The sequence below is a fragment of the Variovorax sp. 10L426 genome, assembly GCF_056395305.1.
In genome coordinates this window covers 43493-69230 of the sequence record NZ_JBFTJF010000024.1, presented here as the reverse complement: position 1 = coordinate 69230, position 25738 = coordinate 43493, and the positions used below count along the sequence as shown (strand labels likewise).

The 25738-nt window shown below is 63.2% G+C and carries 27 protein-coding genes; 8 read left to right on the top strand and 19 right to left on the bottom strand.

Going from position 1 to position 25738, the window contains the following annotated elements:
- The 9 genes from AC1DHL_RS26625 to AC1DHL_RS26585 form a co-directional block, all read right to left on the bottom strand.
- On the bottom strand, nucleotides 1–254 hold a 254-nt coding region (locus AC1DHL_RS26625; protein WP_413336270.1), incomplete at its 3' end, for a GTP-binding protein.
- A 116-nt stretch (nucleotides 255–370) separates the two neighbouring features.
- Nucleotides 371–2473, bottom strand: coding sequence for an elongation factor G (gene fusA, locus AC1DHL_RS26620; RefSeq protein WP_478103692.1), 2103 nt, complete (start codon nucleotides 2471–2473; stop codon nucleotides 371–373).
- Nucleotides 2474–2558: 85 nt separating this feature from the next.
- Nucleotides 2559–3032 carry a 30S ribosomal protein S7 gene (rpsG, locus tag AC1DHL_RS26615; protein ID WP_077002363.1) on the bottom strand — a complete coding sequence of 158 codons (474 nt, stop codon included), beginning with the start codon at nucleotides 3030–3032 and terminating at the stop codon, nucleotides 2559–2561.
- A 143-nt stretch (nucleotides 3033–3175) separates the two neighbouring features.
- The gene (gene rpsL, locus AC1DHL_RS26610) at nucleotides 3176–3553 is read right to left on the bottom strand and encodes a 30S ribosomal protein S12 (RefSeq protein ID WP_028249584.1); all 378 of its coding nucleotides are present in this window, start codon (nucleotides 3551–3553) and stop codon (nucleotides 3176–3178) included.
- Between the two features lie 194 nt (nucleotides 3554–3747).
- Nucleotides 3748–4917, bottom strand: a complete 1170-nt coding sequence (locus AC1DHL_RS26605) for a D-alanyl-D-alanine carboxypeptidase family protein (protein ID WP_478103690.1) — start codon at nucleotides 4915–4917, stop codon at nucleotides 3748–3750.
- A 23-nt stretch (nucleotides 4918–4940) separates the two neighbouring features.
- Entirely contained in the window at nucleotides 4941–5576 is a 636-nt protein-coding gene (locus tag AC1DHL_RS26600) for an alpha/beta hydrolase (protein WP_478103689.1), read from the bottom strand.
- A 9-nt stretch (nucleotides 5577–5585) separates the two neighbouring features.
- Nucleotides 5586–5939 (bottom strand): (2Fe-2S) ferredoxin domain-containing protein, encoded by a 354-nt coding sequence (locus AC1DHL_RS26595; RefSeq protein ID WP_478103688.1) that lies wholly within the window; start codon nucleotides 5937–5939, stop codon nucleotides 5586–5588.
- 59 nt (nucleotides 5940–5998) lie between these two features.
- Entirely contained in the window at nucleotides 5999–7114 is a 1116-nt protein-coding gene (locus AC1DHL_RS26590) for a VanZ family protein (RefSeq protein ID WP_478103686.1), read from the bottom strand.
- A 5-nt stretch (nucleotides 7115–7119) separates the two neighbouring features.
- The gene (locus tag AC1DHL_RS26585; RefSeq protein WP_478103699.1) at nucleotides 7120–7548 is read right to left on the bottom strand and encodes a CopD family protein; all 429 of its coding nucleotides are present in this window, start codon (nucleotides 7546–7548) and stop codon (nucleotides 7120–7122) included.
- A 335-nt stretch (nucleotides 7549–7883) separates the two neighbouring features.
- Between AC1DHL_RS26585 and hemB the strand changes: the two genes are divergently transcribed.
- Complete coding sequence (gene hemB / locus AC1DHL_RS26580) at nucleotides 7884–8888, top strand: porphobilinogen synthase (protein ID WP_478163938.1); 1005 nt, start codon at nucleotides 7884–7886, stop codon at nucleotides 8886–8888.
- A 25-nt stretch (nucleotides 8889–8913) separates the two neighbouring features.
- Complete coding sequence (locus AC1DHL_RS26575; RefSeq protein WP_478163937.1) at nucleotides 8914–10056, top strand: magnesium transporter CorA family protein; 1143 nt, start codon at nucleotides 8914–8916, stop codon at nucleotides 10054–10056.
- Between the two features lie 74 nt (nucleotides 10057–10130).
- Here the strand turns inward: AC1DHL_RS26575 and AC1DHL_RS26570 are convergent, their stop codons facing one another.
- Together AC1DHL_RS26570 and AC1DHL_RS26565 are read right to left on the bottom strand one after the other, a co-directional pair.
- Nucleotides 10131–10499, bottom strand: coding sequence for a DUF4148 domain-containing protein (locus tag AC1DHL_RS26570; RefSeq protein WP_478163936.1), 369 nt, complete (start codon nucleotides 10497–10499; stop codon nucleotides 10131–10133).
- A gap of 211 nt (nucleotides 10500–10710) precedes the next feature.
- Nucleotides 10711–11061, bottom strand: coding sequence for an alpha/beta hydrolase (locus tag AC1DHL_RS26565; protein WP_478103681.1), 351 nt, complete (start codon nucleotides 11059–11061; stop codon nucleotides 10711–10713).
- Nucleotides 11062–11175: 114 nt separating this feature from the next.
- On the opposite strand from AC1DHL_RS26565, the gene AC1DHL_RS26560 reads away from it, so the two are divergent.
- Nucleotides 11176–12129 carry a LysR family transcriptional regulator gene (locus AC1DHL_RS26560; protein ID WP_478163941.1) on the top strand — a complete coding sequence of 318 codons (954 nt, stop codon included), beginning with the start codon at nucleotides 11176–11178 and terminating at the stop codon, nucleotides 12127–12129.
- 17 nt (nucleotides 12130–12146) lie between these two features.
- Here the strand turns inward: AC1DHL_RS26560 and AC1DHL_RS26555 are convergent, their stop codons facing one another.
- Together AC1DHL_RS26555 and AC1DHL_RS26550 are read right to left on the bottom strand one after the other, a co-directional pair.
- Nucleotides 12147–12833, bottom strand: coding sequence for a dienelactone hydrolase family protein (locus AC1DHL_RS26555; RefSeq protein WP_478163935.1), 687 nt, complete (start codon nucleotides 12831–12833; stop codon nucleotides 12147–12149).
- Nucleotides 12834–12856: 23 nt separating this feature from the next.
- Nucleotides 12857–13456, bottom strand: coding sequence for a DsbA family protein (locus AC1DHL_RS26550; protein ID WP_478103677.1), 600 nt, complete (start codon nucleotides 13454–13456; stop codon nucleotides 12857–12859).
- 72 nt (nucleotides 13457–13528) lie between these two features.
- Here AC1DHL_RS26550 and AC1DHL_RS26545 point away from each other — a divergent pair, with 72 nt between their 5' ends.
- Both AC1DHL_RS26545 and AC1DHL_RS26540 read left to right on the top strand, forming a co-directional pair.
- The gene (locus tag AC1DHL_RS26545) at nucleotides 13529–14275 is read left to right on the top strand and encodes an SDR family oxidoreductase (RefSeq protein WP_478103676.1); all 747 of its coding nucleotides are present in this window, start codon (nucleotides 13529–13531) and stop codon (nucleotides 14273–14275) included.
- On the top strand, nucleotides 14276–14932 hold the full coding sequence (locus tag AC1DHL_RS26540) for a MarC family protein (protein ID WP_478103675.1): 657 nt from the start codon (nucleotides 14276–14278) through the stop codon (nucleotides 14930–14932).
- 9 nt (nucleotides 14933–14941) lie between these two features.
- On the opposite strand, the gene AC1DHL_RS26535 is transcribed toward AC1DHL_RS26540, so the two are convergent.
- The 5 genes from AC1DHL_RS26535 to AC1DHL_RS26515 are packed head-to-tail and all read right to left on the bottom strand — an operon-like array spanning nucleotide 14942 to nucleotide 19138.
- The gene (locus AC1DHL_RS26535; protein ID WP_478103673.1) at nucleotides 14942–15406 is read right to left on the bottom strand and encodes a metallophosphoesterase family protein; all 465 of its coding nucleotides are present in this window, start codon (nucleotides 15404–15406) and stop codon (nucleotides 14942–14944) included.
- Between the two features lie 19 nt (nucleotides 15407–15425).
- Entirely contained in the window at nucleotides 15426–16115 is a 690-nt protein-coding gene (locus tag AC1DHL_RS26530; RefSeq protein WP_478163934.1) for an ABC-type transport auxiliary lipoprotein family protein, read from the bottom strand.
- A gap of 10 nt (nucleotides 16116–16125) precedes the next feature.
- Nucleotides 16126–17112 (bottom strand): MlaD family protein, encoded by a 987-nt coding sequence (locus AC1DHL_RS26525; protein WP_478103671.1) that lies wholly within the window; start codon nucleotides 17110–17112, stop codon nucleotides 16126–16128.
- Nucleotides 17113–17117: 5 nt separating this feature from the next.
- On the bottom strand, nucleotides 17118–17972 hold the full coding sequence (locus tag AC1DHL_RS26520) for an ABC transporter ATP-binding protein (protein ID WP_478103670.1): 855 nt from the start codon (nucleotides 17970–17972) through the stop codon (nucleotides 17118–17120).
- Nucleotides 17972–19138, bottom strand: coding sequence for an MlaE family ABC transporter permease (locus tag AC1DHL_RS26515; protein ID WP_478103668.1), 1167 nt, complete (start codon nucleotides 19136–19138; stop codon nucleotides 17972–17974). The genes AC1DHL_RS26520 and AC1DHL_RS26515 overlap by 1 nt, the downstream gene beginning before the upstream one ends.
- 204 nt (nucleotides 19139–19342) lie before the next feature.
- On the opposite strand from AC1DHL_RS26515, the gene AC1DHL_RS26510 reads away from it, so the two are divergent.
- The 3 genes from AC1DHL_RS26510 (at nucleotide 19343) to AC1DHL_RS26500 (ending at nucleotide 23689) form a co-directional block, all read left to right on the top strand.
- Complete coding sequence (locus AC1DHL_RS26510) at nucleotides 19343–20854, top strand: CoA-acylating methylmalonate-semialdehyde dehydrogenase (RefSeq protein WP_478163940.1); 1512 nt, start codon at nucleotides 19343–19345, stop codon at nucleotides 20852–20854.
- A gap of 146 nt (nucleotides 20855–21000) precedes the next feature.
- On the top strand, nucleotides 21001–22629 hold the full coding sequence (locus tag AC1DHL_RS26505; RefSeq protein WP_478163933.1) for a GMC family oxidoreductase: 1629 nt from the start codon (nucleotides 21001–21003) through the stop codon (nucleotides 22627–22629).
- 301 nt (nucleotides 22630–22930) lie between these two features.
- Nucleotides 22931–23689, top strand: coding sequence for a sulfite exporter TauE/SafE family protein (locus tag AC1DHL_RS26500; protein ID WP_478163932.1), 759 nt, complete (start codon nucleotides 22931–22933; stop codon nucleotides 23687–23689).
- A gap of 28 nt (nucleotides 23690–23717) precedes the next feature.
- On the opposite strand, the gene mrdA is transcribed toward AC1DHL_RS26500, so the two are convergent.
- On the bottom strand, nucleotides 23718–25694 hold the full coding sequence (gene mrdA / locus AC1DHL_RS26495) for a penicillin-binding protein 2 (protein ID WP_478103664.1): 1977 nt from the start codon (nucleotides 25692–25694) through the stop codon (nucleotides 23718–23720).
- Nucleotides 25695–25738: the final 44 nt, after the last annotated feature.

Below are 25738 nucleotides of genomic sequence, written 5' to 3'. Positions count from 1 at the left end.
TGACCCGGGCAGTCCACGTGCGCATAGTGACGGTTGGCCGTCTCGTACTCGACGTGCGCGGTGTTGATCGTGATGCCGCGCGCCTTTTCTTCCGGCGCCGCGTCGATCTGGTCGTAGGCCTTCGCTTCGCCGCCGAACTTCGCCGACAGCACCGTCGCAATCGCCGCCGTCAGAGTCGTCTTGCCATGGTCAACGTGACCAATCGTGCCCACGTTCACGTGCGGCTTCGTGCGGGTGAATTTTCCTTTTGCCATTTTCTATCCTTGAAAGAGCAGCGCCCGTGTGGTGTTTAACGTCTGCACCATATTGCTGAGTCCCCCGCCACGGGCAACGAGGGGCACACAGTCGCAGACAGATCTGTGAGTGGGGTTTACTTGGCGCGCGAAGCGACGATCGCTTCGGCAACATTGCGAGGAGCTTCGGCGTAGTGCTTGAACTCCATCGTGTAAGTTGCTCGCCCTTGGGTAGCCGAACGCAGCGTGGTCGAGTAGCCGAACATCTCCGACAACGGGACTTCGGCCTTGATAACCTTGCCGCCGCCGACCATGTCGTCCATGCCCTGTACCATGCCACGACGGGAGGACAGGTCACCCATCACGTTACCGGCATAGTCCTCGGGCGTCTCAACTTCCACTGCCATCATCGGCTCAAGAATCACAGGACTTGCCTTGCGAGCACCTTCCTTGAAGCCGAAGATCGCAGCCATCTTGAACGCCATTTCGTTCGAGTCCACGTCATGGTACGAGCCGAAATGCAGCGTAACCTTGACATCGACCACCGGGTAGCCCGCCAACACGCCTTGCGTCAGCGCCTCGATGACGCCCTTCTCGACTGCGGGGATGTATTCGCGCGGCACCACGCCGCCCTTGATTGCATCGACGAATTCGAAACCCTTGCCGGCTTCGTTCGGCTCGAGCTTGAGCACGACGTGACCATACTGGCCCTTGCCGCCCGACTGACGGACGAACTTGCCTTCGGCGTCTTCAACAGTCTTGCGAATGGTTTCACGGTAGGCAACCTGCGGCTTGCCAACGTTGGCTTCAACGCCGAACTCGCGCTTCATGCGGTCCACGATGATTTCGAGGTGGAGTTCGCCCATGCCCGAAATGATGGTCTGACCGGACTCTTCGTCAGTACGCACGCGAAAAGACGGATCTTCCGATGCCAGGCGCTGCAGCGCGATGCCCATCTTTTCCTGGTCCGCCTTGGTCTTCGGTTCCACGGCCTGCGAGATCACGGGCTCGGGGAACTCCATGCGCTCCAGGGTGATGACGGAATCGGGATCGCACAGGGTTTCGCCCGTGGTCACGTCCTTCAGGCCCACGCAAGCAGCGATGTCGCCAGCGCGAATTTCTTCGATCTCGAGACGTTCGTTGGCATGCATCTGCACGATACGGCCGATGCGCTCCTTCTTGCCCTTGACCGGGTTGTAGACCGTGTCGCCCTTGCTCAGGACGCCGGAGTAGACGCGCACAAACGTGAGCTGGCCCACGTACGGATCGGTCATCAGCTTGAATGCCAAGGCAGAGAACTTTTCGCCGTCATCCGGCTTGCGGTTCACTTCCTTTTCGTCCTCGTCGGTGCCTCCGACAGGCGGAATATCCATCGGCGAGGGCATGAGTTCGATCACGGCATCGAGCATGCGCTGCACACCCTTGTTCTTGAAGGCGCTGCCGCAGAGCATCGGCTGAATCTCGCCGGCAATGGTCCGCGTACGCAGGCCCAGCGTGATGTCATCCTCGCTGAGGTCACCCTCCTCGAGGTACTTGTTCATGAGTTCCTCGGACGCCTCGGCCGCGCTCTCGACCATCTTCTCGCGCCACTCCTTGGCCGACTCCAGCAACTCGGCGGGAATCTCCCGGAACTCGAACTTCATGCCCTGCGAGGCCTCATCCCAGAAGATGGCCTTCATCTTGCGCAGATCAACGACTCCCTGGAACTTGTCTTCGGCACCGATCGGGATCACGATCGGCACGGGGTTGGCACGCAGGCGGTCAACCATCATCTGACGGACGCGGAAGAAGTTGGCGCCGATACGGTCCATCTTGTTCACGAACGCGAGACGCGGCACCTTGTACTTGTTGGCCTGGCGCCAAACCGTTTCAGACTGGGGCTGCACGCCGCCGACCGAGTCATACACCATCACGGCGCCATCGAGCACGCGCATGGAACGCTCCACTTCGATCGTGAAATCCACGTGGCCCGGGGTGTCGATGATGTTGATGCGGTGCTCGGGGAAGGAGCGATCCATGCCCTTCCAGAAGCAGGTCACAGCGGCGGACGTGATTGTGATGCCGCGCTCCTGCTCTTGCTCCATCCAGTCGGTGGTCGCCGCACCATCATGAACCTCGCCCAGTTTGTGGGTGACGCCCGTGTAGAAAAGAATGCGCTCGGTCGTGGTGGTCTTGCCGGCGTCGATGTGCGCGGAAATACCGATGTTGCGGTAGCGCTCGATGGGGGTCTTGCGTGACATGAAATTACTCCGTTAACGGATGAAAGCCCGCCCACTGCGTTCAGTGGGTCGGGCTTCCAGCCAGCCTGATTTGGGGGACGATTCTTTAGAAGCGGAAGTGGCTGAAGGCCTTGTTGGCCTCAGCCATGCGGTGCACTTCGTCACGCTTCTTCATGGCGCCGCCACGGCCTTCGGTGGCCTCCATGAGTTCGTTGGCCAGACGCAGGGCCATCGACTTTTCGCCGCGCTTGCGTGCGGCTTCCTTAATCCAGCGCATCGAGAGCGCCAGACGGCGAACAGGGCGCACTTCCACAGGCACCTGGTAGTTCGCGCCACCAACACGGCGCGACTTCACTTCGACCATCGGCTTCACATTGTTGATGGCGATCGTGAAGGCCTCCAGCGGGTCCTTGCCCGGGTTCTTCTTCTCGATCTGATCCAGGGCACCATAGATGATGCGCTCTGCGACCGCTTTCTTGCCGCCTTCCATGATCACGTTCATGAACTTCGACAGCTCGACATTGCCGTACTTGGGATCCGGCAGGATTTCACGTTTGGGGACTTCGCGACGACGTGGCATTTTTCTAACCTCTTTGCTTCAGTTGGCGCCGTTTCCGACACCGCGAGAGCCAACAAGAACTCTCACTTACTCGACCCAACAGCGGGTCACTTCGCTCGATTTGCCCGCCAAGGCAATCGAACACCGTTGAACAACAGAAAGCCTTATGCCTTCTTGGGACGCTTTGCGCCGTACTTGGAGCGCGACTGCTTGCGATCCTTCACGCCCTGCAGGTCCAGCGAACCGCGCACGATGTGATAGCGAACACCAGGCAGATCCTTCACACGACCACCACGAACGAGCACAACGCTGTGTTCCTGGAGATTGTGGCCTTCGCCGCCGATGTAGGAAATGACTTCGAAGCCGTTGGTCAGGCGCACCTTGGCGACCTTACGCAGCGCCGAGTTCGGCTTTTTCGGGGTCGTGGTGTAGACCCGGGTGCAGACGCCACGACGTTGCGGCGAGTTCTGCATGGCAGGGCTCTTCGACTTGATCTTCTCGACCTCGCGACCCTGACGCACCAGTTGATTGATGGTTGGCATGAATGAATAAGTCCCAAAACACCCCGGCCGGAATCCTCTTCATGACGTGACATGGTGCGAGGAGGCCGGGAAATAACGAAAACGTGAAACCCTTCGGATTTTTCCGAAAAGCCCGCGAGTATAGCAGTGCGGCAGGCCCGCCGCAATTTCGACTGATCGCGAGGAGTCGCCCCATACTGAGGCGACCGATCAAACTACTTAATCCAGAGACGGATGGCGTCCCAGGCGCGGCCAAGGACACCCGCCTGCTCTACGGCGTCGAGCGCAACCAGCGGCACTTCGGCCACTGGCTGGTCTGCCAGCGTAATCTTCAGCGAGCCGATCGGCTGGTACTTCGAGAAGGGAGCAACCAAGGGGTCCGGGCGCGCGACTTGCGTTTTGATCTTGCTTGCGGATCCCGTGGGCACCGCAACCACGATGGCTTCGGGCCGCCCGAGCTTGACGGTGTTTTCCTTGCCCTTCCAGACTGCCGGGGTGGCCACCGGCTGATTAGCGTCGAACAGGCGCACTGCGTCAAAGGCTGTGTAGCCCCAGTTCAGAAGCTTCTGCGATTCGTTGGCGCGTGCGTTCTCGCTGGAAGCCCCAAGCACGATTGAAATCAAGCGTCGCCCGCCGCTGAGATTTGGAAAGTCGCGCTTGGCCGTCACGATCATGCAATAGCCGGCGGCGTCCGTATGGCCCGTCTTGAGACCGTCGACCGTCGGGTCGCGGAACAGAAGCAGGTTGCGATTGGTGTCGTTGGTCGACGGCGTCCCGGGAAAGCGATATTTCTTGATCGAGTAGTAATGCATGTACTCCGGGAAGTCACGCATCAGCCGAGTCGCCAGGATGCTGAGATCACGCGCCGTGGTCGTGTGCCCGGGTGCGGGGAGCCCTTCGGGATTCTTGTAGGTGGTGTTCTTGAGACCGAGCGCCTTGGCCTGCTCGTTCATGAGTTCCACGAAATGCTCGACGGTTCCGCCCACCGCTTCGGCCAGCACGATGGTGGCGTCGTTACCCGACTGCACGATCAAACCCTTGATCAGGTCTTCGACCGGCACTTGCATCTTCGGATCGATGAACATCCGCGACCCAGGCATCTTCCACGCACGCGTGCTGACCGGCAAGGTCTGTTCAAGGGTGATCTTCTTGGCCTTCAGTGCGTCGAAGACGAGGTACGCCGACATCAGCTTGGTGAGCGAAGCCGGCTCGACCGGGCTATCGATGTCCTTTTGCGCCAACATCTGGTTGGCCGTTACGTCGAGCAACAAGAAGCTGCGCGCAGCCACCTCTGGGGGTGCGGGCACTTGCGCACCAACTGTGAGACAAAGGGAAGCGGCAGCAGCTACTGCGAACGCGCGCAGCGCCTTAGTCAAACGATTCATGGGGATGCAAAGACCGGAAAAGGCTAGCCCGCGCGGAGGTGGCGGGCGACAAGATTCTTGAGCAGCGGCAATTGTCCGTGAAAGAAATGTCCGCCTCCGGGAACGACTGTGACGGGAAGTGACTGGGGCCGCGCCCAGTCCATGACCGCCGAGAGCGGCACGGTGTCATCCTGCTCACCGTGAACGACGAGCGCGCGTTCATGCCAATCCGATGATGGCAAGTTCGCAACCGAAAAGCGCGCTGCAGCGGTACCGACGAGGACAATCTGCCGAATATCCCGAGATGCCGAGAGCCGTTCGATGGCGTGACTCGCAACAAAGGCACCGAATGAGAAGCCAGCAACGGCCAAAGGTCCATCGGGCGCCAATTGCTCGATCACGGAGAGCATGTCCTCGCATTCGCCGCGCCCCTCATCGTGGACACCCTCGCTGGCGCCGACGCCGCGGAAGTTGAATCGCACAGCGGTCCACCCGCAGGCGACGAAGGCGCGAGCGAGCGTCTGGACCACCTTGTTGTCCATCGTGCCGCCGAATAGCGGATGCGGATGCGCGATGACCGCCACACCAAGCGGCGGGGATCCTTCGGCCGCTGGATCACGCAGCACTTCGATGGCGCCGGCAGCGCCTTTGATCTGAAGTTTTTCCGTGTGTGAATTCATGATTGACGCTCAGCGTCCTACATCGGGCGGGAGCAGCAGGCGCTCGACCACCTCGCCGTTCTTCAGGTGCGATTCGACGATTTCGTCGACATCGTCCTTGTCGACGAAGGTGTACCAGACAGCTTCCGGATAAACCACGGCGACCGGGCCGCCCGCGCACCGGTCCAGACAACCGGCCTTGTTGACGCGAACCTTGCCCGGCCCGGCCAGCCCCGCCTCCTTGACGCGCGATTTGCAGCGATCGAAGCCCTCCTGCGCGTTGTGCTTGGAGCATGAGTCTTCGCCGTTCTTGCGTTCATTCAGGCAGAAGAAAATGTGGCGGCCGTAGTAACTCTTCGAATCGGGGGTGCTTGGGCTGGACATCGTGTCATTTTAGGGAGCGCCGCAGTCGCGATGCATACACGCGGGCAACATCGGTTGCGTCAGGTGGCGCCACGGGAGCGACTCGACAACACCACCAGTACATAGCCGATCGTGCCGAATGGCCAGATCCATCCCAGCCATTGGGCCAGTCCATGGAATCGGATGAATCGCCCCTGCTCCCAGGTTGCGAGCGTCTGGGCAAAGTAGGCGCTTTCCGGGGCCTGATTCAGCAGACTCAGATGCACCACCAGCGCAACGAGCAGGAGTGCCGCACACAAACGTCGCTGCGAAGGCATGAGGAGGACGCCAACGAACAGTGCTGCCGCGATGCCGATCTGGACGGGAAGACCCAGCCAGGCCCAGGCATGCGTCGGGCCATAACTCAACGCAGCCGACAACGCCGTCGTCGCGATGCCGACCAAAAGCGTCAGCGGTAGCAGGATTGCACGCCGCACGATGGAGCGCGTGACCAGAAAGCCGAGCAGGCAGGGCACCAATGCACCCAGCATGACGCACAGCATCTCGACGCCTGGCACCAACGGCTCGAGTTCGAACTGGCGAACGGGCAACCAATCGATGAATGGCGTGTCGACCAGCCATTCCGAGATCGCGTTTTCGAGGCGCTCGAACACTTGCCCGAGCCCGAAGGTGACTGCGGCCGGAAACAGCAACGCCGGCGGCCAAAGCGCGAGCAGGACAAGTCCTCCGCGAGACTCCTCCACAAACCAGTTGGAACGGGTTCGATGCCAGTGCGCCACCACGCCGAAGTGCTCGAACGCCGCCGCGAGCACTGCGCCAATCAGCGCTCCGACAGTGTTCAGGCCCAAGTCGACATTGGAGGGAATGCGCGCCGGCAGATAGCTTTGCAAAGTCTCCATCGCGAAGGAAATCGCCGCTCCGGCAGCCGTGGCGCGAAGCACGGCCCGGACGCCACCCGTTGCGGGCCGTGTGCGCAGAATGGCAATCGCGGCCAGGAAGCCGAACGGCAAGTAACCGACAACGTTGATCCCGAGGTCGAAAGCCGTCCAGTATCTCGGCCACGGCGCGGCGAGGTAGGCCCAGGGTGCGATCCCCTGGTCGCGCCACTCCGCGAAAGGGTAAAGACTCGCGTAGACGATGAGAACCGCATACGCCAATGTCAGCGGAAGCGCGACGGACTTGTGCTGCGTTGCCACAGCGCTCAGAAGGGTTTGACGACGACCAGCACCACGATTCCGAGCAAAAGGACAACCGGTAGTTCATTGAACCACCGGTACCAGCGGTGGCTGCGCCTGTCGTCGCCCGCGACAAAGCGGCGCAAGAGCACGCCGCAGCCGTGGTGATAGCCGATGACGAGGAGCACCAGCGCAAGCTTCGCATGCATCCAACCGTTGCCCGGCCCCCGGCCGATGCCGTAACCGAGCCATAGCCATGCACCAAACCCCACCGCTGGAATGGCAAGGAAGGTGGTGAAGCGGAAAAGCTTGCGCGCCATCAACAAAAGTCGCGCACGCTCGGCGACAGACTCCGGGGCGGTCATTGCCAGATTGACGAAGATTCGCGGCAGATAGAACAGCCCCGCAAACCAACTGGTAATGAACACGATGTGCAGCGATTTGACCCAGAGCATGGTGCCGCAGTGTAGTGGCGCACTCCGAATAGTCCCGGGCGAACTCATCCGAATTTCGGGCAAAAAAAAGCCCGGCGCCAAAAACGCCGGGCTGGGAAGCCCTTTTGCTGTCACACATCAAGGCACCCGCTCAGGGAGGAAAAGCGGGGAGCGGCAAGCCGCCCAAGACAGAATTTAACAAAGGCAAAACAACCTATCAAGCCGGCGGTGACTTTTTTTGACCTTTCGGTCTGGAAACGCAACATGAAGAGTCAGTTTTGGCTCGTTTTCGTTTTGGAAGGCCTACGTAGAGGTGCCGAAAGGCTATTTCGGTGTCTTGGGGCACAATTTTCGACATGACTCTCCACGCCCCATTTCCCGCCGGCCGTCCGCGCCGTCTTCGTCGGGATGCCTTTACCCGCAATCTGGTACGTGAGCACGTGCTCTCGCCATACGACCTTATTTATCCCGTTTTCGTGCAAGAAGGAGAGAAGCGTCGAGACCCGGTTCCCTCGATGCCGGGCGTGGAACGTCTGACCTTGGACGCCTTGCTGCCAGTCGCCGAAGAATGCGTCACGCTCGGTATCCCGGTGATGGCCCTCTTCCCGGTCATCGACGCGAGCCTGAAAACCCCAGCGGGCGACGAGGCGTGCAATCCCGATGGGCTGATTCCGCGCGTGGTGGCCGCGCTCAAGTCGAGGTTTCCCGAACTGGGCGTCATGACCGACGTCGCGCTCGACCCCTACACCAGCCACGGACAGGACGGCCTGCTCGACGACACCGGCTACATCCTCAACGATCCCACCGTGGAAGTCTTGGTCAAGCAGGCACTCACTCAGTCCCAGTCCGGCGTGGACATTGTGGCGCCGAGCGACATGATGGACGGCCGGATCGGCGCGATCCGCAATGCGCTCGAATCGCGAGGCGACATTCACACGCGGATCATGGCCTACAGCGCAAAGTACGCCAGCGCCTTCTACGGGCCCTTCCGGGATGCAGTCGGCTCGGCCGCCAACCTCGGCAAGAGCAACAAGAAGGTCTATCAGATGGACCCGGGCAATAGCGACGAAGCGCTGCGCGAAGTCGCCATCGACATCGCCGAAGGCGCCGACATGGTGATGGTCAAGCCCGGCATGCCCTACCTCGATATCGTGCGGCGCGTGAAGGACGAGTTCCACGTGCCGACATTCGCCTATCAAGTCAGCGGCGAGTACGCGATGCTCAAGGCGGCGACGCAGAACGGCTGGCTCGACCACGACAGCGTGATGCTCGAGAGCCTGCTCGCCTTCAAGCGTGCCGGCGCCGACGGTGTACTCACTTACTTCGCGCTCGATGCCGCACGGCTGCTGAAGCAGGGTTGAGAAGCAACCCAAACAGCCGCCCCAGATGCGCATCTTCAAGATCAACGGCACGCAAATCAGCGAACACGACGCGCTTGCGCCGATGGCCGCGCCGGGCGCATCCGAGCAAGGCTACGTGTGGCTGTCGTTGACTCGGGACGAGTTTCGCGCCTCGCTGCGACAAGTGCAGGACGTCCTGCAAGCGCTCTGCAACACGCACCTTGTCGATCTCCATGTGAGTGACCTGCTCAACGACCAGCTTCCTTCGCGCTACGACTACACGTCGCTGTACGACCTCCTGGTGTTTCGCAGGCTTGCGGCCTCCAATGGCAACGATCCGACGCCAAAAGGCGGCGAACTCACGCTATCGCGAGGCGGCCCGACCGTTCTGCGGCGCGTAGACACCCGGCCCGTGGGCTTTGCCGTGTTCGATCGCGCCCTGCTGTCCGTTCACCCTGAGGACGCGGCGATCCGCGACGCCTTTTGCTCCAAGCTGTTGTTGGCCGCCTCGCCAGACGACAACGGCCGCGCCGCGGTTCCCGCCTTGGACGTCCGGGCGGTCTCCGCGCGCATTCCGGCGAGCCCTGCGGACCTGATGCTTCGCGTCATCAATCAGATCGTCGATGCTTACCTAGACCTTCGGCGCGAATTGACCCGGCAGTTGGACCATTGGCAGTCCGAATTGATCGATCCCAAGAGCCGCTTCACGAACTGGAGCGCGTTGATGGACGCGCGGCAGTCACTGCATCATCTGGACGAAATCTGTGAAGACCAGCGCGCCTGCATCCAGGATTGGATCGACGCCCTCGAAACCTTGCCGGCATCGACGGGCGCCTCGGAACAGCGCGAGCGCGAACTCGTCATGATCCGCAGCCGCGACGTGCTCGAACACATCGAGCGTGTGGTCCACCACGTCCGTCGCCTCGAGCAGAACGCCGAGACGGCCGTGCAAATGCATTTCAGCGTTCAGAGCCACCGCGCGAACGACATCATGCGTGTCCTCACGGTACTGACGGCTGTTTTCCTGCCGCTCAATCTCATCGCCGGTATCTTTGGAATGAACTTCGAGTTCATTCCGCTCGTTCACAAGGCCGACGGGTTCTGGATCGCCATGGCATCCATGGGCCTGATCGCGGTGGCACTGGTCGTCGTGTTCTGGCGCAAGCGCTACCTTGCGCGCACGCGATAACCGCCCATTGAAAAAGCCGGACAGCGCTCACGCGCCGTCCGGCTTTCGTTTGGCCTGCTCAGCAGACAGCCAGATTACTTGGCCGTCGCCGCGCCTTCCTTCTGTGCCTGAACGCGTGTTTCAGCGGGATTGTTCATCGTCGAGATCACGCGGCTGTTGACGCGCGAACCAGCCGACACGTTCTGGTCCGGAGCGCTCGCGGTGGCGACGGCTTGTGCGCGCACCGTTGCCGAATCGGCGACGGCCTTGAACGCCTCGGCGCCACGCGAACCGCGCGGGATGTTCTGGTCAGCGGCGGCAGCGGTGCGAACGGCTTCAGCGCCGACTTCGTCGCGGCTCTTGGCCGAGACGTTGGTTTGCACGCCTTGGTACGTTTCGGCCTGAGCGCCGGCAGCGGCGAGGATCGAGAGTGCGGCAGCGGCGAGGATGTACGAGGTCTTCATTTCAGTTCCTTTGATTCGTCGGAGTTTTTTTGAACCAGGCTCGCTGTCGCTGGCCTGTGCGCCGAAGTTTCCGGTGAAACACCCTGGGGAAAACACTGAGAAAAGAGACACCGCGTTTCCTGGATCGAAACAATGACCCGGCGAAGTGCAGAAGCTCATGAAAAAGGCCGGGGCGCGCTCTAGCGCGACCCGGCCTCCTTGGCGGCCAGAATCAGAGGCCGGCTTGTTGCGTCACCGGACGCACGATCTTGTACTGCGACGGGATCACGCTGTTCACGAAGGCCTTGCGATCCAGGTTCTGGTTCGCCTCGTGGGCGGTGGCAACAGCTTGAGCGCGAATGACCGAGCGGTCGGCTGAAGCGGTCAGGGCGGGCGCAGCGCGCGACGAGGAAGCTTCAGCGTACGGGTTGTCGCCGCGGGCTGCGGCCACGGCTTGCGCATTCACGTCGGCGCGGCTGTTGGCCGACACGGGCGCGTGCACGCCTTCGTAGGTTTCGGCTTGCGCGCCAGCGGCGGCGAGAATCGAGAGAGCGGCTGCGGCGATGATCTTCGAGGCGTTCATTTTCAATGGTCCTTCATGGTTGTTCTGTGGGGATGGAGCTTAAGGCGAATTCATAGGTATAAACCCTATGAAAATGAACCACGGTGTTCATCAATCAGAAACAATGAGATTCGAATGGACGGTCTTGACTTGCTCAGAACTTTTCGCGAAGTTGCCTCGCGAGGCAGCTTTTCCCGCGCGGCGGCCGCGCTCGGCATGTCGAAGGCCAACGTCAGCAAATACGTTGCGCATCTTGAAGAGCGCTTCGGCGTGCGACTGCTCAATCGCTCGACACGCTCGGTCAGCCTGACCGACGCCGGCCACCTCCTGCTCGAGCGCAGTACGCCGCTGATGGAGATGATCGAGCTCACGCAGAGCGAACTGCAGGAGCATGCAGGGCACCCGCGGGGACGGTTGCGGATCACCGCGCCTCAGGGCCTTGCGCAGAGTACGTTTCCCGACATCCTCGGCGAGTTCATGGCGATCTATCCGGATGTGCACGTCAGCCTGCACATGAGCAACCGCGTCATCGACCTGGTCGAGGAAGGTGTGGACATTGCGCTGCGCCTGGGGCGCATCCGCGACGAAAACCTGATTGTTCGGCGATTGCGGATGATGGATCTGGCGCTCTGCGCCACACCAAGCTATTGGGCCAAGCGCGGCCTGCCCAGGAAGCCTGATGACATGCGCAGGCACGACGTCCTGACCTACTCGCTTCTGGGCAGCACGCCGAGCCTGCCGTTCGAAGTCGATGGCAAACCGTACAGTGTGCCCGTGACCAGCCGGATGGATGCCAACGACACCGCCATGCTGACCGCCATCGCGCTCACTGGACTCGGCGCCGTATGCGTTCCGATGTCGATGGCTCAGCCGCACATCGAGCGCGGTGCGCTCGTGCCGGTTCTGAAGGAATACATGCCAACCGATCTCTGGCTGTATGCGGCTTATACGCAGCGCCGCCACAACAGTGCGGCGCTGCGCGCGTTGCTCGACTTTCTGGAGATGCGGATACGGAAGTCAGAGCCGCCGATCGAGCCGGCGAGGCGCATTGCCCCCCGCGGCCGCGGTGCGGCGAAGTTGCCGAACTGAGCCTCGATCCTGCCTGGTCAGGCAGCGAGATGCTTGCCAAAGAAGCCGATCGTGCGCTGCCGTGCAAGCTTGGCAGCTTCGGCGTTGTAGGAGCCGCGCTGGTCGCAATTGAACCCGTGGCCGCATTCGTAGACATGGACCTCGACCTCGGGATGTGCCTTCTTGAAGGTCTCGACAGTGTCGAGCGGAATCCAATGGTCGTTGTTGCCGAAGTGCACGAGCACCGGCACCTTCGGCTGGAGCGCGGTCTCCTCCGGCGTCGTCATGCCGCCGCCGTAGTAAGGCGCCGCGGCAGCGAGGCCGGACACCTTCGCGGCGGCGCGCCACGTCAGCAGCCCGCCCCAGCAATAACCCACGATGCCGACCTTGCCGGCCTTGGCTGCGTAGTCGACGGCCGCCTGCAGATCCTGCAGCACGCCGGGTGCCGGCAGCGCTTCAACCGCGGTCTTCAACGCGAAGCCGGCCTTCATGTCGTCTTCGGTGTAACCAAGCTCCACGCCCTGCTTCACACGGTGGAAGGTCGCCGGCGCGACGGCGAGATAGCCGTCGGCCGCATAGCCGTCCGCCACCGAACGGATGTGCGAATTGACGCCGAAGATTTCCTGAACGACCACCACGGCGCCCTTCGGCTTGCCAGACGGCTCCGCGACGTACGCGGGAAATTTGAAGCCGTCTTTGGCGGTGAGTTCGATGAATTGACCCATGGTCATGCTCCTTTGGTTGATGGTTATTGGCTCAGTGCGCGCTCGACGAAATCCAGGCGATCCTGGCCCCAGAAGATTTCGCCGTCGATCACGTAGCTCGGGGCGCCGAACACCTTGGCATCGATGGCCTGCTGCGTGTAGTCCTCGTAGCGTTCCTGCACCGCCTGGCTGAGCGACTGCTCGACCCGTCGCGGCGAGAGCCCGCATTCTGCAACCAGCGCTTCCAGCACCTTGGGATCGGCGATGTTGCGCTCCTGCACCCACACGGCGGCGAACACCGCACTGCAGAGCTTCAAGGCGACTTCGGTGCCGTCATGGAGGTCGACCGCGATGATGAGCCGCGCCGCATCATCGCTGGCGACCGGAAAGAACTTCGGCTTGACGTTCAGCGGAATGTCGAGATGGCGCGAAAAGCGCGCCAGTTCGACCAGCCGATAGGCTTGCCGCTGGGGCGCGCGCTTGCCGAGCGGCAGGCCGCCGGAAACCGGAAAAACGGCGCCAACGTCAATGGGTCGAACGCGCACATCGGCGTTGCAGGACTTCGCGATGGCGGCAAATCGCGCATGCCCAAGGTAGGTCCAGGGGCTTTGCGGCGTGAAGTAGTAGTCGATGCTGCGGCTCACGGGGGTCTCCTCGGTGTGTAATCCGTGCGGACGTTTTTAACTGACGCACGGCTTCCGTGCAGGAGGTGGGATTTGAACCAAGTGCTCCTGATCACCGGCGGCAGCCGCGGGATCGGTGCCGCGACAGCCTTGCTGGCGGCACAGCGCGGCTACGCGGTCGCAGTCAACTACACCCGCAACTCGCTGGCTGCCGACGAGGTGGTGCGCGCCATCCGCGCCGGCGGCGGGACCGCGATCACTGTGCAGGCTGATGTCGGCGATGAAGCACAGGTACGCGCAATGTTCGAGAAGGTCGACGCCAAGCTCGGCAGCCTCACCGCGCTGGTCAACAACGCCGGCGTGGTCGACGTGCAGGCGCGGGTCGACGAGATGTCGGTCGAGCGCCTCGAGCGCATGCTGCGCATCAACGTGATCGGCAGCTTCATCTGCGCGCGCGAGGCCGTCAGGCGCATGAGCACCCGGTACGGCGGGAGCGGCGGCGCCATCGTCAATCTCTCCAGCGCCGCGGCGCGGCTTGGGTCGCCGGGACAGTACGTCGACTATGCCGCGAGCAAGGGTGCGATCGACAGCTTCACCGTCGGTTTGGCCAAGGAAGTCGCTGACGAGGGCATTCGCGTCAATGCGGTGCGCCCAGGGCTGATCGACACCGAGATCCATGCATCCGGCGGACTTCCCGATCGCGCCGCGCAACTCGCGCCGACCGTGCCCATGAAGCGCACCGGCAGCGCGGAGGAAGTCGCCAACGGAATCGTGTGGCTGCTTTCAGCGGAGGCGAGCTACGTCACGGCGACATTCCTTGACGTAACGGGTGGACGCTAGATGGCCAGCCCGACGATGGACCTCGTCAAGCCGCTGATCACGCTGCTTGCCATCGTGAATCCTCTGGCGATCGTGCCGTTCTTCATTCACTACACGCAAGGCTGCACCGAGCTCCAGCGCAGGCGCACGGCCTGGGTGTCGGCCTTCAGTGCTTTCGTGGTGATCGCAGTCAGCGCACTGCTGGGGCTGCAGCTGCTTTCGTTCTTCGGCATCTCGATCGCGAGCTTCCAGGTTGGCGGGGGCATGTTGCTGCTGATGAGTTCGCTGAGCATGCTCAACGCCCAGCCGGCTGAATCGAAGTCCAATTCCGAAGAGATCCGCGCGGCCGAGGTGAAAGCCTCACTGGGCGCCTCGATCGCGGTGGTGCCGCTGACCATCCCGCTCCTGACCGGGCCCGCGACGATGTCGACGGTGGTCATCTTTGCCGAAAGAGCACAGCACGTCTGGGAGCTTGCGATCCTGGTCGGCTATGGCGTGGTGGTCGGCGTCGCGACCGGCGTCACTTTCTCGCTCGCAGAGCCGATCGCGCGCGTGCTCGGCAAGACCGGCATCAACGTGATGACACGTTTGATGGGCCTGATCCTCGCGGCGCTTGCAGTCGAAGTCATGTCGGTGGGACTCAGCACGCTTTTCCCGGTGCTTCGTCGGACGCTTTGACCCGTCGCGTTACCTCTCCAGCAATTCGACGATTCGCGGAGTGACTGCGCCGCCCTCCAGCAGAAGTTCGGCTGCGGAAATCGGCAGCTTGAATCGCCTCGGTCCGGCACTGCCGGGATTGATGTAGAGGACGCCGTCCCTCTCCTGCGCAACCGGCCGGTGCGAATGGCCGGACACGATGACGCGCACGCCGGCAGCGACTGGATCGATGTCCAACTGCGCCAGATCGTGGATGGCATAGAGCCGCACGCCGCCGAGTTCGATCAACGCCGTATCCGGCACGTCCTGCGCCCAGAACGCCACGTCATTGTTGCCGCGTACCGCGGTCACCGGCGCAATGGCGGTCAACTCATCGAGGATTCTTTGTTCACCGATATCGCCTCCGTGGACGATGTGATCGCAGCCGCGCAGGAACGCCAGCGCTTCAGGCCTGAGCAGACCGTGCGTGTCTGAGATGAGGCCGATGCGTTGCATGTGGCCGCCTCGGCGAACGTCAGCGCGCCTGCCCCACCCAGGCGACCAGATCGGCGACCACGGCATCGCTGGCGGCGGCCAGCGCTTTCACGCCACCCGGCGCGTCGTTGCTCGGTGCGGGTCTCTGCGCCGTGAAACTGCGCTGCGCGAGGACACGATCCCCGCCAGGATTGCTCCGAATGAGGGTGGCATTCACGCGAACCAGGCCGACGCTCTTGTCCGGCGATTCGAAGAAGTGGCTGAACTCCTCCAGCGAGACGCGCAGCGTGTCGGGCACCCGGCCTTGGGCGCGGGCGATCGCGGCGCTCTCCTCCGGGCCGAGCACCGTCCGGCTCTGGGCCAGCGCCTCGCGCAGACGCTGGCGCAGCAACTGGGCCGGCGGCTGGCTCCAACGCGATTGACCGTAGGGCCGCACTTCGTTCGCATCGGCATAGCCGAGACGGTAGACGATCTGGTTGCCATCGAGGCGGGAGGTGGCGTCGATATCGGCCAGCGCGATCGGCGGCAGCGATGGCGCGGCAGCGGCGGCAGGCGTGGAGGTCGCCATCACGGGCCCGGGACCGAAGTCATAGAGCGTCGAGCGAACGGGCTTGTCGGGCAACGCGCCGCAACCCGCCATCAACAGCATGGCTGCAAGGCCACCCATGGCCAACAGGCGAATCCGCCCGGCTCCGGCTGCGGCGTTCTTCAAAGCTTCGTGCATGGTCATGATGATGATTTCAAGGACGAGCGGAGGAGGCAGACGGCGAAGTGAAGCCGGGCTCGCCCGGTCCAGCGACCACGCCGCCACTGCCGAACAGCAGCGACTGCGGGTTGTCGTTGATGTTGTCGGCCGCGCGTCCGAGGCGGCGCACAGCGCGCGAAGTGTCGTCGGCCACGCGATTCACCCGCGGCAGGGTGGCATTGTTGAAAGAATCTACGGCCTGCGACAAGGCTTTGGTGCCGTCCCCCAGTCGATCGATCGGGCCGTCCACCGCATTGAGGCGGCCTACGGTGGTATTGAGATTCTTGGCCACGCGCGAAACATCGCCCGCCGCAGTCTTGACCGAGACCATGGTGTCCTTGGTCCGATCCACCAACGGCGGCAGCGCCTTCAGCGCGGGGTTCAGGCCCGTCTTCACCGTGTTGTCCAGCGAGCGAGTGAGCTGGTTGGCACTGGCCGCGGCCAGCGAGATGCTTTCCAGTGCGTCCGCGATGCGCTTCTGGTTCTCGTTGCCAAGCAGCGTGTTGATGCGGCTCGTGGCTTCCTCGACCTTGCCGACGATCGCTTCGCCACGATCCTGCAACTGCGCGAGCAATGACGGCTTGAGCGGGATGCGCGGCGGGTTGTCGTTGTCTGGCACCAGAGCCACCTGGGACTCGCCCTTGTCGTCGAGCGCAATGAAAGCCAGCCCGGTCACGCCCTGGTAGCTCAGGGTGGCAAAGGTCGAGGTCGTCAGCGGCACGCGTTCGTCGACGGTGATGCGCACGCGCACATTGCCCTTGACCTTCGGGTCGAAGTCGATCGATGCGACCTTGCCGACAGCGATGCCGCGGTAGCGCACCATCGCCTGTGGCTGCAGACCGCTGACGGCATCGCGCGTCGACAGTTCGTAGATGTTGCGCACAGTTTCATCGCGCGTGAGCCAGACCACCAATGCGACGAGCACGGCGACCAGGCCGAGCACGAAGGCGCCGGCGGCGAGGGCATGGGCCTTGTTTTCCATGGCAGCTACCTTTCGATGGTTGGGGCCGGCCCTGCGCCGTGCCAGCCCGTGAGCGGCACCGGCGCGGAGTGGTCATGCAGCGCTTCCATCGCGCGCTGGCCACGGCCGCCGAGAAAATATTCGTGGATGAACGGATGCGGGTAGGCGATCACGTCGCGCGCCGTACCCGCGACAATGACCTTCTGGTCCGCCAGCACCGCAATGCGCGTGCTCAACTCGAAGAGCGTGTCGAGATCGTGCGTGACCATCACCACCGTGAGTCCAAGTTCGCGATGCAGGCCGAGCAGCAAATCGCAGAAGCCGTCGGCACCCTCGGGGTCCAGGCCGGCCGTGGGTTCGTCGAGAAGCAGCAGCGGCGGATCCATGATCAGCGCGCGCGCCAGCGCCACGCGCTTGATCATCCCGCCCGACAGATCGGAGGGGCTCTTGGAGGCGTGCTTCGGATCCAGGCCGACCATCTGCATCTTGACCAACGCGGCATCGCGGATGAGATCGTGGGGCAGCAACTTCAGCTCACGAAGCGGGAACGCGATGTTGTCGAGAACGCTGAATGCAGAGAACAGCGCCCCATGCTGAAACAGCATGCCGACGTTGGCGGCGCCTTTCGCGCCGAGTTGCCCCGGCGGCCGGCCAAGCACGGTGACCTCTCCCTTCGTCGGATGCTCGAGCCCGAGAATCTGGCGCAGCAGCACTGTCTTGCCGGTGCCTGATCCGCCCACGAGCGACAGGACCTCTCCGCGCATGATCGTGAGATCGAGATCGCGGTGCACGACCTGTTCGCCTTCCGGAGACTTGAACACGGTCCAGAGCTTGCGGATTTCCACCACAGACGATGCGTTGCTGGTCGAAGCGTCAGTCATCAGCGGAACCCCACGCCTTTGAAAAGCACGGCGAACAACGCGTCGACAAGGATCACGACGGTGATGGACGTCACCACCGAAGACGTGGTGCCTCGGCCGAGGCTCTCCGTGTTGGGCTTCACTTTCATCCCGAAATAGCAGCCGATCAGCGCGATGAGGATGCCGAACACCGCCGACTTGGACATCGCCAGCCAGAGGTTCGACATCGGCACCGCGCGCGGCAGCGCCGACATGAAATACGCCGGCGAGATGTCGAGCGAGAGATCGGCAGCGATCATGCCGCCGAACAGCGCCGCCATCGACGTCCACATGCTGATGAGCGGCATCGCGATCGCCAGCGCCAACACGCGGGGCATCACGAGCCTGAAGCCGTGCGGAATGCCCATCACGCGCATGGCGTCGAGTTCTTCGGTCACTCGCATGACGCCGATCTGCGCGGTGATGGCCGAGCCGGAACGACCGGCGATCAGCACTGCAGCCAGCACGGGCCCGAGTTCACGAATCAAGGACAAGCCGAGGATGTTGACGATGAAGGTCTCCGCCCCGTATTGCCGCAATTGCTGGGATGTCAGGTACGCCAGCACCACGCCGATCAGCAGGCCCACCAGCGCGGTGATGGGCAATGCCGTCGTGCCGAACTGATAGATCTGCCCCGAGAAATCGCGCCAGGGGCCACGGTGCGGTGCGCGGATCAGCTTGCCGATGTCGAGCGTCAGCTGCCCGATGAGGCGCAGGAAATCGCGCGCCACGAACATCATGCGGGGACCGTTGTGCGCAAAGGCCTTGAATCGGTCGGCCGGCTTCAGCCTTGGTTCGGTCGGCGCGCTGCATGTGTACAAGGCGACCTGGTCCAGCACGGCCTTGTGCTGCGAGTCCATCTCGACGTTGGCCGGCCATGCCTGCCGCCAATGGTTCCAGAGCAATTGGGCGCCGATGTGGTCGAGCTGTTCGATGGGTCGCAGATCCCATGATCTGTCGTCGCTCGCTGGCAAGCCGGCGAGATTGCTGGACAGCGCGTCCCAGGTCCGCCGCGACGACATGGCGAGCGCCGTCCAGCGTCCGCTGGCGATGGCCCAGTTGCCGCCGTCCTGCTGGCGCTCCTCGACGCGCGGCCGGATGCTCTCGGCATCTTGCGCTGCGGCGGGCGACAGGGACTCGGACGGCATGTTGTGGTGGACAGGGACGGCAGGGACGGACAACGCAGCATCGTAACCGGGTGCGTCTGCGCCAAGCCTCGGGGCCAACGCGCATCGACGCGGGAAGTCGCGCATTGCGCAAGCGTTTGCCACAATCGCCGGTTGAGTCGATTTCATTCGATGACCCATTCCCGCAATCAACCGGCCCGGCGCCGGTAGGAGAACGCCATGCAGATGAGCAAGACCCCGATCCATCATTACATCGGCGGCCGCGTCGTCACCCCCCAATCCCCGCGCAACCAGGATGTCTTCAATCCCGCGACCGGCATGGCGACCGGCAGTGTCGCGCTCGCCAACCGCGCCGATGTCGATGCTGCGGTGGCCGCCGCCCAGGCTGCATTCCCGGCGTGGGCCGACACACCGCCAATCCGGCGCGCGCGCGTGATGTTCAAGTTTCTCGAACTGCTCAACAAGCACCGCGACGAACTCGCCCACCTGATCACCGCCGAGCACGGCAAGGTCTTCACCGACGCTCAGGGCGAAGTCACGCGCGGTATCGACATCGTTGAATTCGCGTGCGGCATTCCGCAGCTTCTCAAGGGCGACTACACCGACCAGGTTTCCACCGGCATCGATAACTGGACGATGCGCCAGCCGCTCGGCGTGGTGGCGGGTATCACGCCATTCAATTTCCCGGTGATGGTCCCGATGTGGATGTTCCCGGTGGCGATCGCCGCAGGCAACACCTTCATCCTGAAGCCCAGCCCGACCGATCCGAGCCCCTCTCTGCGCATGGCCGAGTTGCTCAAGGAAGCCGGTCTGCCAGACGGTGTGTTCAACGTCATTCAGGGCGACAAGGAGGCGGTCGACGCACTGCTGGAGCATCCGGACGTCCGGGCCATCAGCTTCGTCGGCTCGACGCCGATCGCCAACTACATCTACGAGACCGGCGCGCGCCACGGCAAGCGCGTGCAGGCGCTCGGCGGCGCGAAGAACCACTTGGTGGTGATGCCCGATGCCGACATCGAGCAGACGGTGGACGCGTTGATCGGCTCCGGCTACGGCTCGGCCGGCGAGCGCTGCATGGCGATCAGCGTCGCGGTGCTGGTGGGTGACGTGGCCGACAAGATCATGCCGCTGCTGGCCGAGCGCGCACGGACGCTGAAGGTCAAGAACGGCACCGAGCTCGATGCGGAGATGGGCCCGATCGTCACGCGGGCGGCCCACGAGCGCATCACCGGCTACATCGCGCAAGGCGAGAAGGAAGGCGCAAAGCTGGTGGTCGACGGCCGCGGCTTCAGCGGCAAGGCCGCGGGCGAAGGCTGCGACGAGGGCTTCTGGATGGGCGGCACGCTGTTCGACAACGTCACGCCCGACATGCGCATCTACAAGGAAGAGATCTTCGGCCCGGTGCTTTCGTGCCTGCGCGTTCACGACCTGAAGGAAGCCGTCGACCTGATCAACGACCATGAGTTCGGCAATGGCGTCTCGTGCTTCACCCGCGACGGCAACGTGGCGCGCGAATTCTCGCGGCGCATCCAGGTGGGCATGGTGGGCATCAACGTGCCGATCCCGGTGCCGATGGCATGGCACGGCTTCGGCGGCTGGAAGAAGAGCCTGTTCGGCGACATGCATGCCTATGGCGAAGAAGGCGTGCGCTTCTATACCAAGCAGAAGTCGATCATGCAGCGCTGGCCGGAGAGCATCGGCAAGGGCGCCGAGTTCGTGATGCCGACGGCTAGATGACGGCCCCCCGGCTTTTCACTCCGCTACGCTGCGTGTAATTCGCCACCCCCCGAGGGGGAGGCGCGGCTCGCCTTGGGGCGGCCCGGCGGCGGCCGCATCCGACCGTGCCATTTTTTCCAATAACAAGCAGAGACAAGCAGGACGCCATGAGTGACACCACCTTCGACTACATCATCATCGGCGCCGGCACCGCCGGCTCGCTGATGGCCAATCGCCTGAGCGCCAACAAGCAACGCCGCGTGCTACTCATAGAGGCCGGCCGAAGGGACGACTACCACTGGATCCACATCCCGGTCGGGTACTTGTATTGCATCGGGAATCCGCGCACCGACTGGCTCTACAGCACCGAGCCGGACGCTGGGCTCAATGGCCGCACGCTGCGCTATCCGCGCGGCAAGACGCTGGGCGGTTCCTCGAGCATCAACGGGATGATCTACATGCGCGGCCAGTCGCGTGACTACGACCAGTGGGCGCGCATCACGGGCGACGACGAATGGCGGTGGAGCCATGTGCTGCCTGCGTTCAAGAAGCACGAGGACTACTACCTCGGCGCCGACGAGCTTCACGGCGCCGGCGGCGAGTGGCGGGTCGAGAAGCAGCGCCTGCGCTGGGACATCCTCGACGCTTTTGCCGAAGCCGCCGTGCAGGCGGGCGTGCCGCACAGCACCGATTTCAACCGCGGCAGCAATGAAGGCGTGGGGTACTTCCAGGTCAACCAGAAAGACGGCTGGCGCTGGAACACCGCCAAGGCGTTCCTGCGACCGACCTGCTATGGGCGCCCGAATTTCGAACTCTGGACGGGCGCGCAGGTGTCGCGCCTGCTCTTCGAAACCCACGCCGACGGCAGCCGCCGCTGTACCGGCGTGCAGGTGTGGGACGGGAACGAAATGGTGATCGCCCATGCGACGCGCGAAGTGATCCTTTGTGCCGGCAGCATCGGCTCGCCGCAGATCCTGCAACTCTCGGGCGTCGGGCCGGTGGACCTGCTGCGCCAGCATGGCATCGATGTGATGCTCGACGCACCCGGCGTTGGCGCGAATCTGCAGGACCACCTCCAGATCCGCGCGGTCTACAAGATCAAGAATGCGCCGACCCTCAATGTGCTGGCCTCTTCGCTCTACGGCAAGGCGAAGATCGGGATGGAATATCTCTTCAAGCGCAGTGGCCCGATGAGCATGGCGCCTTCGCAACTCGGCGCCTTCACGCGCAGCTCGCCAGCGTACGAATGGCCGAATCTCGAGTATCACGTGCAGCCGCTTTCGCTCGACGCCTTTGGTGAGCCGCTGCACAGCTTTCCGGCCTTCACCGCGAGCGTTTGCAACCTCAACCCGACCAGTCGCGGCAGCGTGCGTATCAAGAGCCCTCGCTTCGAGGATGCGCCGGCCATCGCGCCCAACTACCTGAGCACCGACGAAGACCGCAAGGTCGCGGCCGATTCGCTGCGGGTGACGCGCCGGATCGCATCGCAACCCGCGTTGGCGAAATACAGTCCCGAGGAATGGAAGCCGGGCGCGCAGTACCAGAGCGACGAAGAACTGGCGCGGCTCGCCGGCGACATCGCGACCACCATCTTTCACCCGGTGGGCACCACGAAAATGGGCCGCGACGACGACCCGATGGCGGTGCTCGACGCCCGCCTGCGCGTGCGCGGCATCGCGGGCTTGCGTGTGGTCGACGCCGGCGCCATGCCGACCATCACCAGCGGCAACACCAACAGCCCCACCCTGATGATGGCGGAGAAGGCGGCCGCCTGGGTGCGCGAAGCCGAAGTTTGACCCTTCCGTGTTTCCAGTTGTTGCAGTTTGACGGGTAATCCCCGATGCACTGCGGCGGTGCGCCGAATAAAGTCTCGGCACTCGCAAACGGGCCTGCCCGCTGCGCGGGGGACCGAGGAGACATCTTTCCAAGAATCAGAACAATCGACAAAAGGCATCCGCACGAGATGCCGTTTTTTTGAACAAGGCGCCGCTGGTCGGCGCCTTTTCTTTTTGCGGCGGCATGCCTGCACCATGGCCTGAATTCACACGGTCTTGCTACAAGATCGATAGCAAAAACCGGGTGGGACAATTTCTCCCCATGGAAATTCTGGTGCTGACCCTCGCTTCGCTGTTCGCGGGCTTCGTGGATTCGATCGTAGGGGGAGGCGGACTGATCCTGGTGCCGGTGCTGTTCAGCGTGCTTCCCGGCGCGGCACCGGCGACGTTGCTGGGCACCAACAAGAGCGCCTCGGTCTGGGGCACCGCCGCCGCCACCGCACAGTTCCACCATCGCGTCGGCCTGCGCTGGCGCACCTTGTTGCCCGCCGCCGCCCTCGCCTTTTCGGGCGCGCTGGTCGGAGCGTGGGGCGTGACCGTGGTGCCGGGCGACTTCCTCCGAAAGCTGCTACCAGTCATCCTTGTCGTGCTGCTGGTCTACACCCTCGCGCGCAAGGACATGGGCCATCACCATGCGCCGCAGTTCAGCGGCCGTGCAGAGCTTGCTGCGACGGCGCTGATCGGCTTCGCGCTCGGGGTATACGACGGCTTCTTCGGACCCGGCACCGGGAGCTTTTTCGTGTTCCTGTTCGTGCGCTGGCTGGGCTACGATTTCCTGAACGCCGCCGCGTCGGCCAAGCTGCTCAACACCATGACCAACCTCGGCGCGCTGCTGCTCCTCGGGCTCAAGGGCCACGTGCTGTGGCGCTATGGGCTGGTGATGGCAGTCGCGAACGTCGCCGGGAGTGTGATCGGCGCCCGCGTCGCGATAAGGCACGGGGCCGGCTTCGTCCGGAAGGTGTTCATCGTCGTGGTGGGCGCACTGATCCTGAAGACCGCGTATGACGCCTTTCTACGCTGACCCTGCCCGCGCGCCAGCGGGTTTTCGTTCAGGGTGCAGCCGACGCCGCTGCGGGCGTTGCATCCGAAGGCCAGGCCACTTCGCTGGCGACGCGCGGCTTGCCGATCGGCGCAGCGGCCTTGCCCGTCTGGATGGCGGCCAGGTCGGCCTCGCTGGGATACTGGTTCATCAGCCAGTAGTCGAATACGCGGCGCGCGATCGGCGCCGCGGCGCCAGCGCCCCAGCCCGCGTTTTCGACAACGACCGCCACCGCGATCTTCGGATCGTTCACTGGTGCAAAAGCCATGAAGAGCGCGTGATCGCGCTGGTGCTCTTCGAGAGCCTTGGCGTTGTACTTGGTGTTCTGCGCCTGGGTCATCGCCTGAGCGGTACCGGTCTTGCCGGCGGCCTGGTAGCCCGCGCCGGCAAACACACCCCGTGCAGTGCCGGCAGTCACGACGGCAACCAGGCCGTCGCGCACCACCCCGATATTGGCGCTCGTCAGCCCAAGGTTTTCGGCAGGCGGCTGCTCGACGGGATTGACCTGTCCGGTCACCGTGTCCCGAACGGCAAGCGCCAGATGCGGTTTGTGCTTCATGCCGCCGTTGGCCACGATCGACGTGGCCTGCGCCAACTGCAACATCGTGAAGGCGTTGTAGCCCTGGCCGATGCCCAACGAGATGGTTTCGCCCGCGTACCACTTCTTCTGCTCCGGGCGCTTGTAGGTATTGCGCTTCCACTCGGTGCTGGGCAACACGCCGCGCACCTCGCCGCCGATGTCGATGCCGGTGATCTGGCCGAAGCCCAGCGGCTTCATCGAGTCGTGGATCAGGTCCACGCCCATTTCGTTGGCTAGCGAATAGAAGTAGATGTTGCTCGACAGCTGGATCGCACGACGCATGTCGACGCCGCCGAGATAGCCCTCGGGGCTGCCGAACCGGTGTCCGCCGAAATTGAAATACCCCGGGTCGTTAACCACCACGCTCGGTCCGCGTTTGCCGGTCTGCAGTGCGGCCAGCGCCATGAACGGCTTGTAGGTCGAGCCCGGCGGATAGGTGCCTCGCAATGCGCGATTGAGCAGCGGCTTGTCGATCGACTCGCTGAGTTCCTTCCAGCTTTCGGAATCGATGCCTTCGACGAAAAGGTTCGGATCGAAGGTGGGCTTGCTCACGAAGGCCAGGATCTCGCCCGTCCTGGGATCGATCGCGACAAGCGCGCCGCGCCGGTCGCCGAACATTTCCTCCACCAGCTTCTGCAGCTTGATGTCGATCGAGAGCATGACGGTATTGCCCGGCGTGGCCGGGTGCGCCGCAAGGCGACGCACTGCGCGGCCGCCGGCCGATGTTTCCATCTGTTCCACACCGGTCTGACCGTGCAGCGTCTTTTCGTAGCTCTGCTCGATGCCGAGCTTGCCGATGTACTCCGTGCCCTTGTAGTTGGCCAAGTCCTCGTCTTCCCAATCGTCCATGGCCGCCTTCTCGGCTTGGTTGATGCGGCCGATGTAGCCGAGCACGTGGCTCGCCAGTTCGCCGTTTGGATAGTTTCGGAAGAGCCGCGCCTTGATTTCGACGCCGGGGAAGCGATAGCGTTGCGCAGCGAACCGGGCGACTTCCTCGTCGCTCAGCCGGGTGCGGATCGGAACGGAGTCGAAACTGCGTGAATCCTCGCGCAGGCGTTTGAAACGACGGCGATCGCGCGGAGAAATCTCGAGAACTTCGGCAAGGCTGTCGATGGTTTCCTCGAGGCTGTCGACCTTCGACGGCGTGATTTCGAGCGTATAGGCTGAATAGTTCGAAGCCAGCACGATCCCGTTGCGATCCAGGATCAGGCCGCGATTCGGTACCACGGGCACGATGGCCGTCCGATTGCTCTCGGCCTGCTCCGCGAGATCTTCATGGCGCACGACCTGCAGATAGACCAGCCGCATGCACAACAGTCCGAAACACGTCAGGACGACGAGGCCGATCACGATCACCCGGCGCTTGAAGCGCGAGAGGTCGGCGGCGACATTGCGGATTTCGGTCATGACAGGGTCAGCTTAGATGGGACGAACGATGGAAGCAAATGCTC

Bases quoted from the DNA above. Each gene is read 5' to 3' on its own strand.
- AC1DHL_RS26570 (WP_478163936.1), bottom strand. From the start codon at position 10,499: ATGAAGACCTCGTACATCCTCGCCGCTGCCGCACTCTCGATCCTCGCC.
- rpsG (WP_077002363.1), bottom strand. From the start codon at position 3,032: ATGCCACGTCGTCGCGAAGTCCCCAAACGTGAAATCCTGCCGGATCCC.
- AC1DHL_RS26525 (WP_478103671.1), bottom strand. From the start codon at position 17,112: ATGGAAAACAAGGCCCATGCCCTCGCCGCCGGCGCCTTCGTGCTCGGC.
- fusA (WP_478103692.1), bottom strand. From the start codon at position 2,473: ATGTCACGCAAGACCCCCATCGAGCGCTACCGCAACATCGGTATTTCC.
- AC1DHL_RS26600 (WP_478103689.1), bottom strand. From the start codon at position 5,576: ATGAATTCACACACGGAAAAACTTCAGATCAAAGGCGCTGCCGGCGCC.
- hemB (WP_478163938.1), top strand. From the start codon at position 7,884: ATGACTCTCCACGCCCCATTTCCCGCCGGCCGTCCGCGCCGTCTTCGT.
- AC1DHL_RS26515 (WP_478103668.1), bottom strand. From the start codon at position 19,138: ATGCCGTCCGAGTCCCTGTCGCCCGCCGCAGCGCAAGATGCCGAGAGC.
- mrdA (WP_478103664.1), bottom strand. From the start codon at position 25,694: ATGACCGAAATCCGCAATGTCGCCGCCGACCTCTCGCGCTTCAAGCGC.
- AC1DHL_RS26560 (WP_478163941.1), top strand. From the start codon at position 11,176: ATGGACGGTCTTGACTTGCTCAGAACTTTTCGCGAAGTTGCCTCGCGA.
- AC1DHL_RS26605 (WP_478103690.1), bottom strand. From the start codon at position 4,917: ATGAATCGTTTGACTAAGGCGCTGCGCGCGTTCGCAGTAGCTGCTGCC.
- rpsL (WP_028249584.1), bottom strand. From the start codon at position 3,553: ATGCCAACCATCAATCAACTGGTGCGTCAGGGTCGCGAGGTCGAGAAG.
- AC1DHL_RS26510 (WP_478163940.1), top strand. From the start codon at position 19,343: ATGAGCAAGACCCCGATCCATCATTACATCGGCGGCCGCGTCGTCACC.
- AC1DHL_RS26585 (WP_478103699.1), bottom strand. From the start codon at position 7,548: ATGCTCTGGGTCAAATCGCTGCACATCGTGTTCATTACCAGTTGGTTT.
- AC1DHL_RS26520 (WP_478103670.1), bottom strand. From the start codon at position 17,972: ATGACTGACGCTTCGACCAGCAACGCATCGTCTGTGGTGGAAATCCGC.
- AC1DHL_RS26565 (WP_478103681.1), bottom strand. From the start codon at position 11,061: ATGAACGCCTCGAAGATCATCGCCGCAGCCGCTCTCTCGATTCTCGCC.
- AC1DHL_RS26595 (WP_478103688.1), bottom strand. From the start codon at position 5,939: ATGTCCAGCCCAAGCACCCCCGATTCGAAGAGTTACTACGGCCGCCAC.
- AC1DHL_RS26535 (WP_478103673.1), bottom strand. From the start codon at position 15,406: ATGCAACGCATCGGCCTCATCTCAGACACGCACGGTCTGCTCAGGCCT.
- AC1DHL_RS26505 (WP_478163933.1), top strand. From the start codon at position 21,001: ATGAGTGACACCACCTTCGACTACATCATCATCGGCGCCGGCACCGCC.
- AC1DHL_RS26500 (WP_478163932.1), top strand. From the start codon at position 22,931: ATGGAAATTCTGGTGCTGACCCTCGCTTCGCTGTTCGCGGGCTTCGTG.
- AC1DHL_RS26555 (WP_478163935.1), bottom strand. From the start codon at position 12,833: ATGGGTCAATTCATCGAACTCACCGCCAAAGACGGCTTCAAATTTCCC.
- AC1DHL_RS26575 (WP_478163937.1), top strand. From the start codon at position 8,914: ATGCGCATCTTCAAGATCAACGGCACGCAAATCAGCGAACACGACGCG.
- AC1DHL_RS26540 (WP_478103675.1), top strand. From the start codon at position 14,276: ATGGCCAGCCCGACGATGGACCTCGTCAAGCCGCTGATCACGCTGCTT.
- AC1DHL_RS26530 (WP_478163934.1), bottom strand. From the start codon at position 16,115: ATGACCATGCACGAAGCTTTGAAGAACGCCGCAGCCGGAGCCGGGCGG.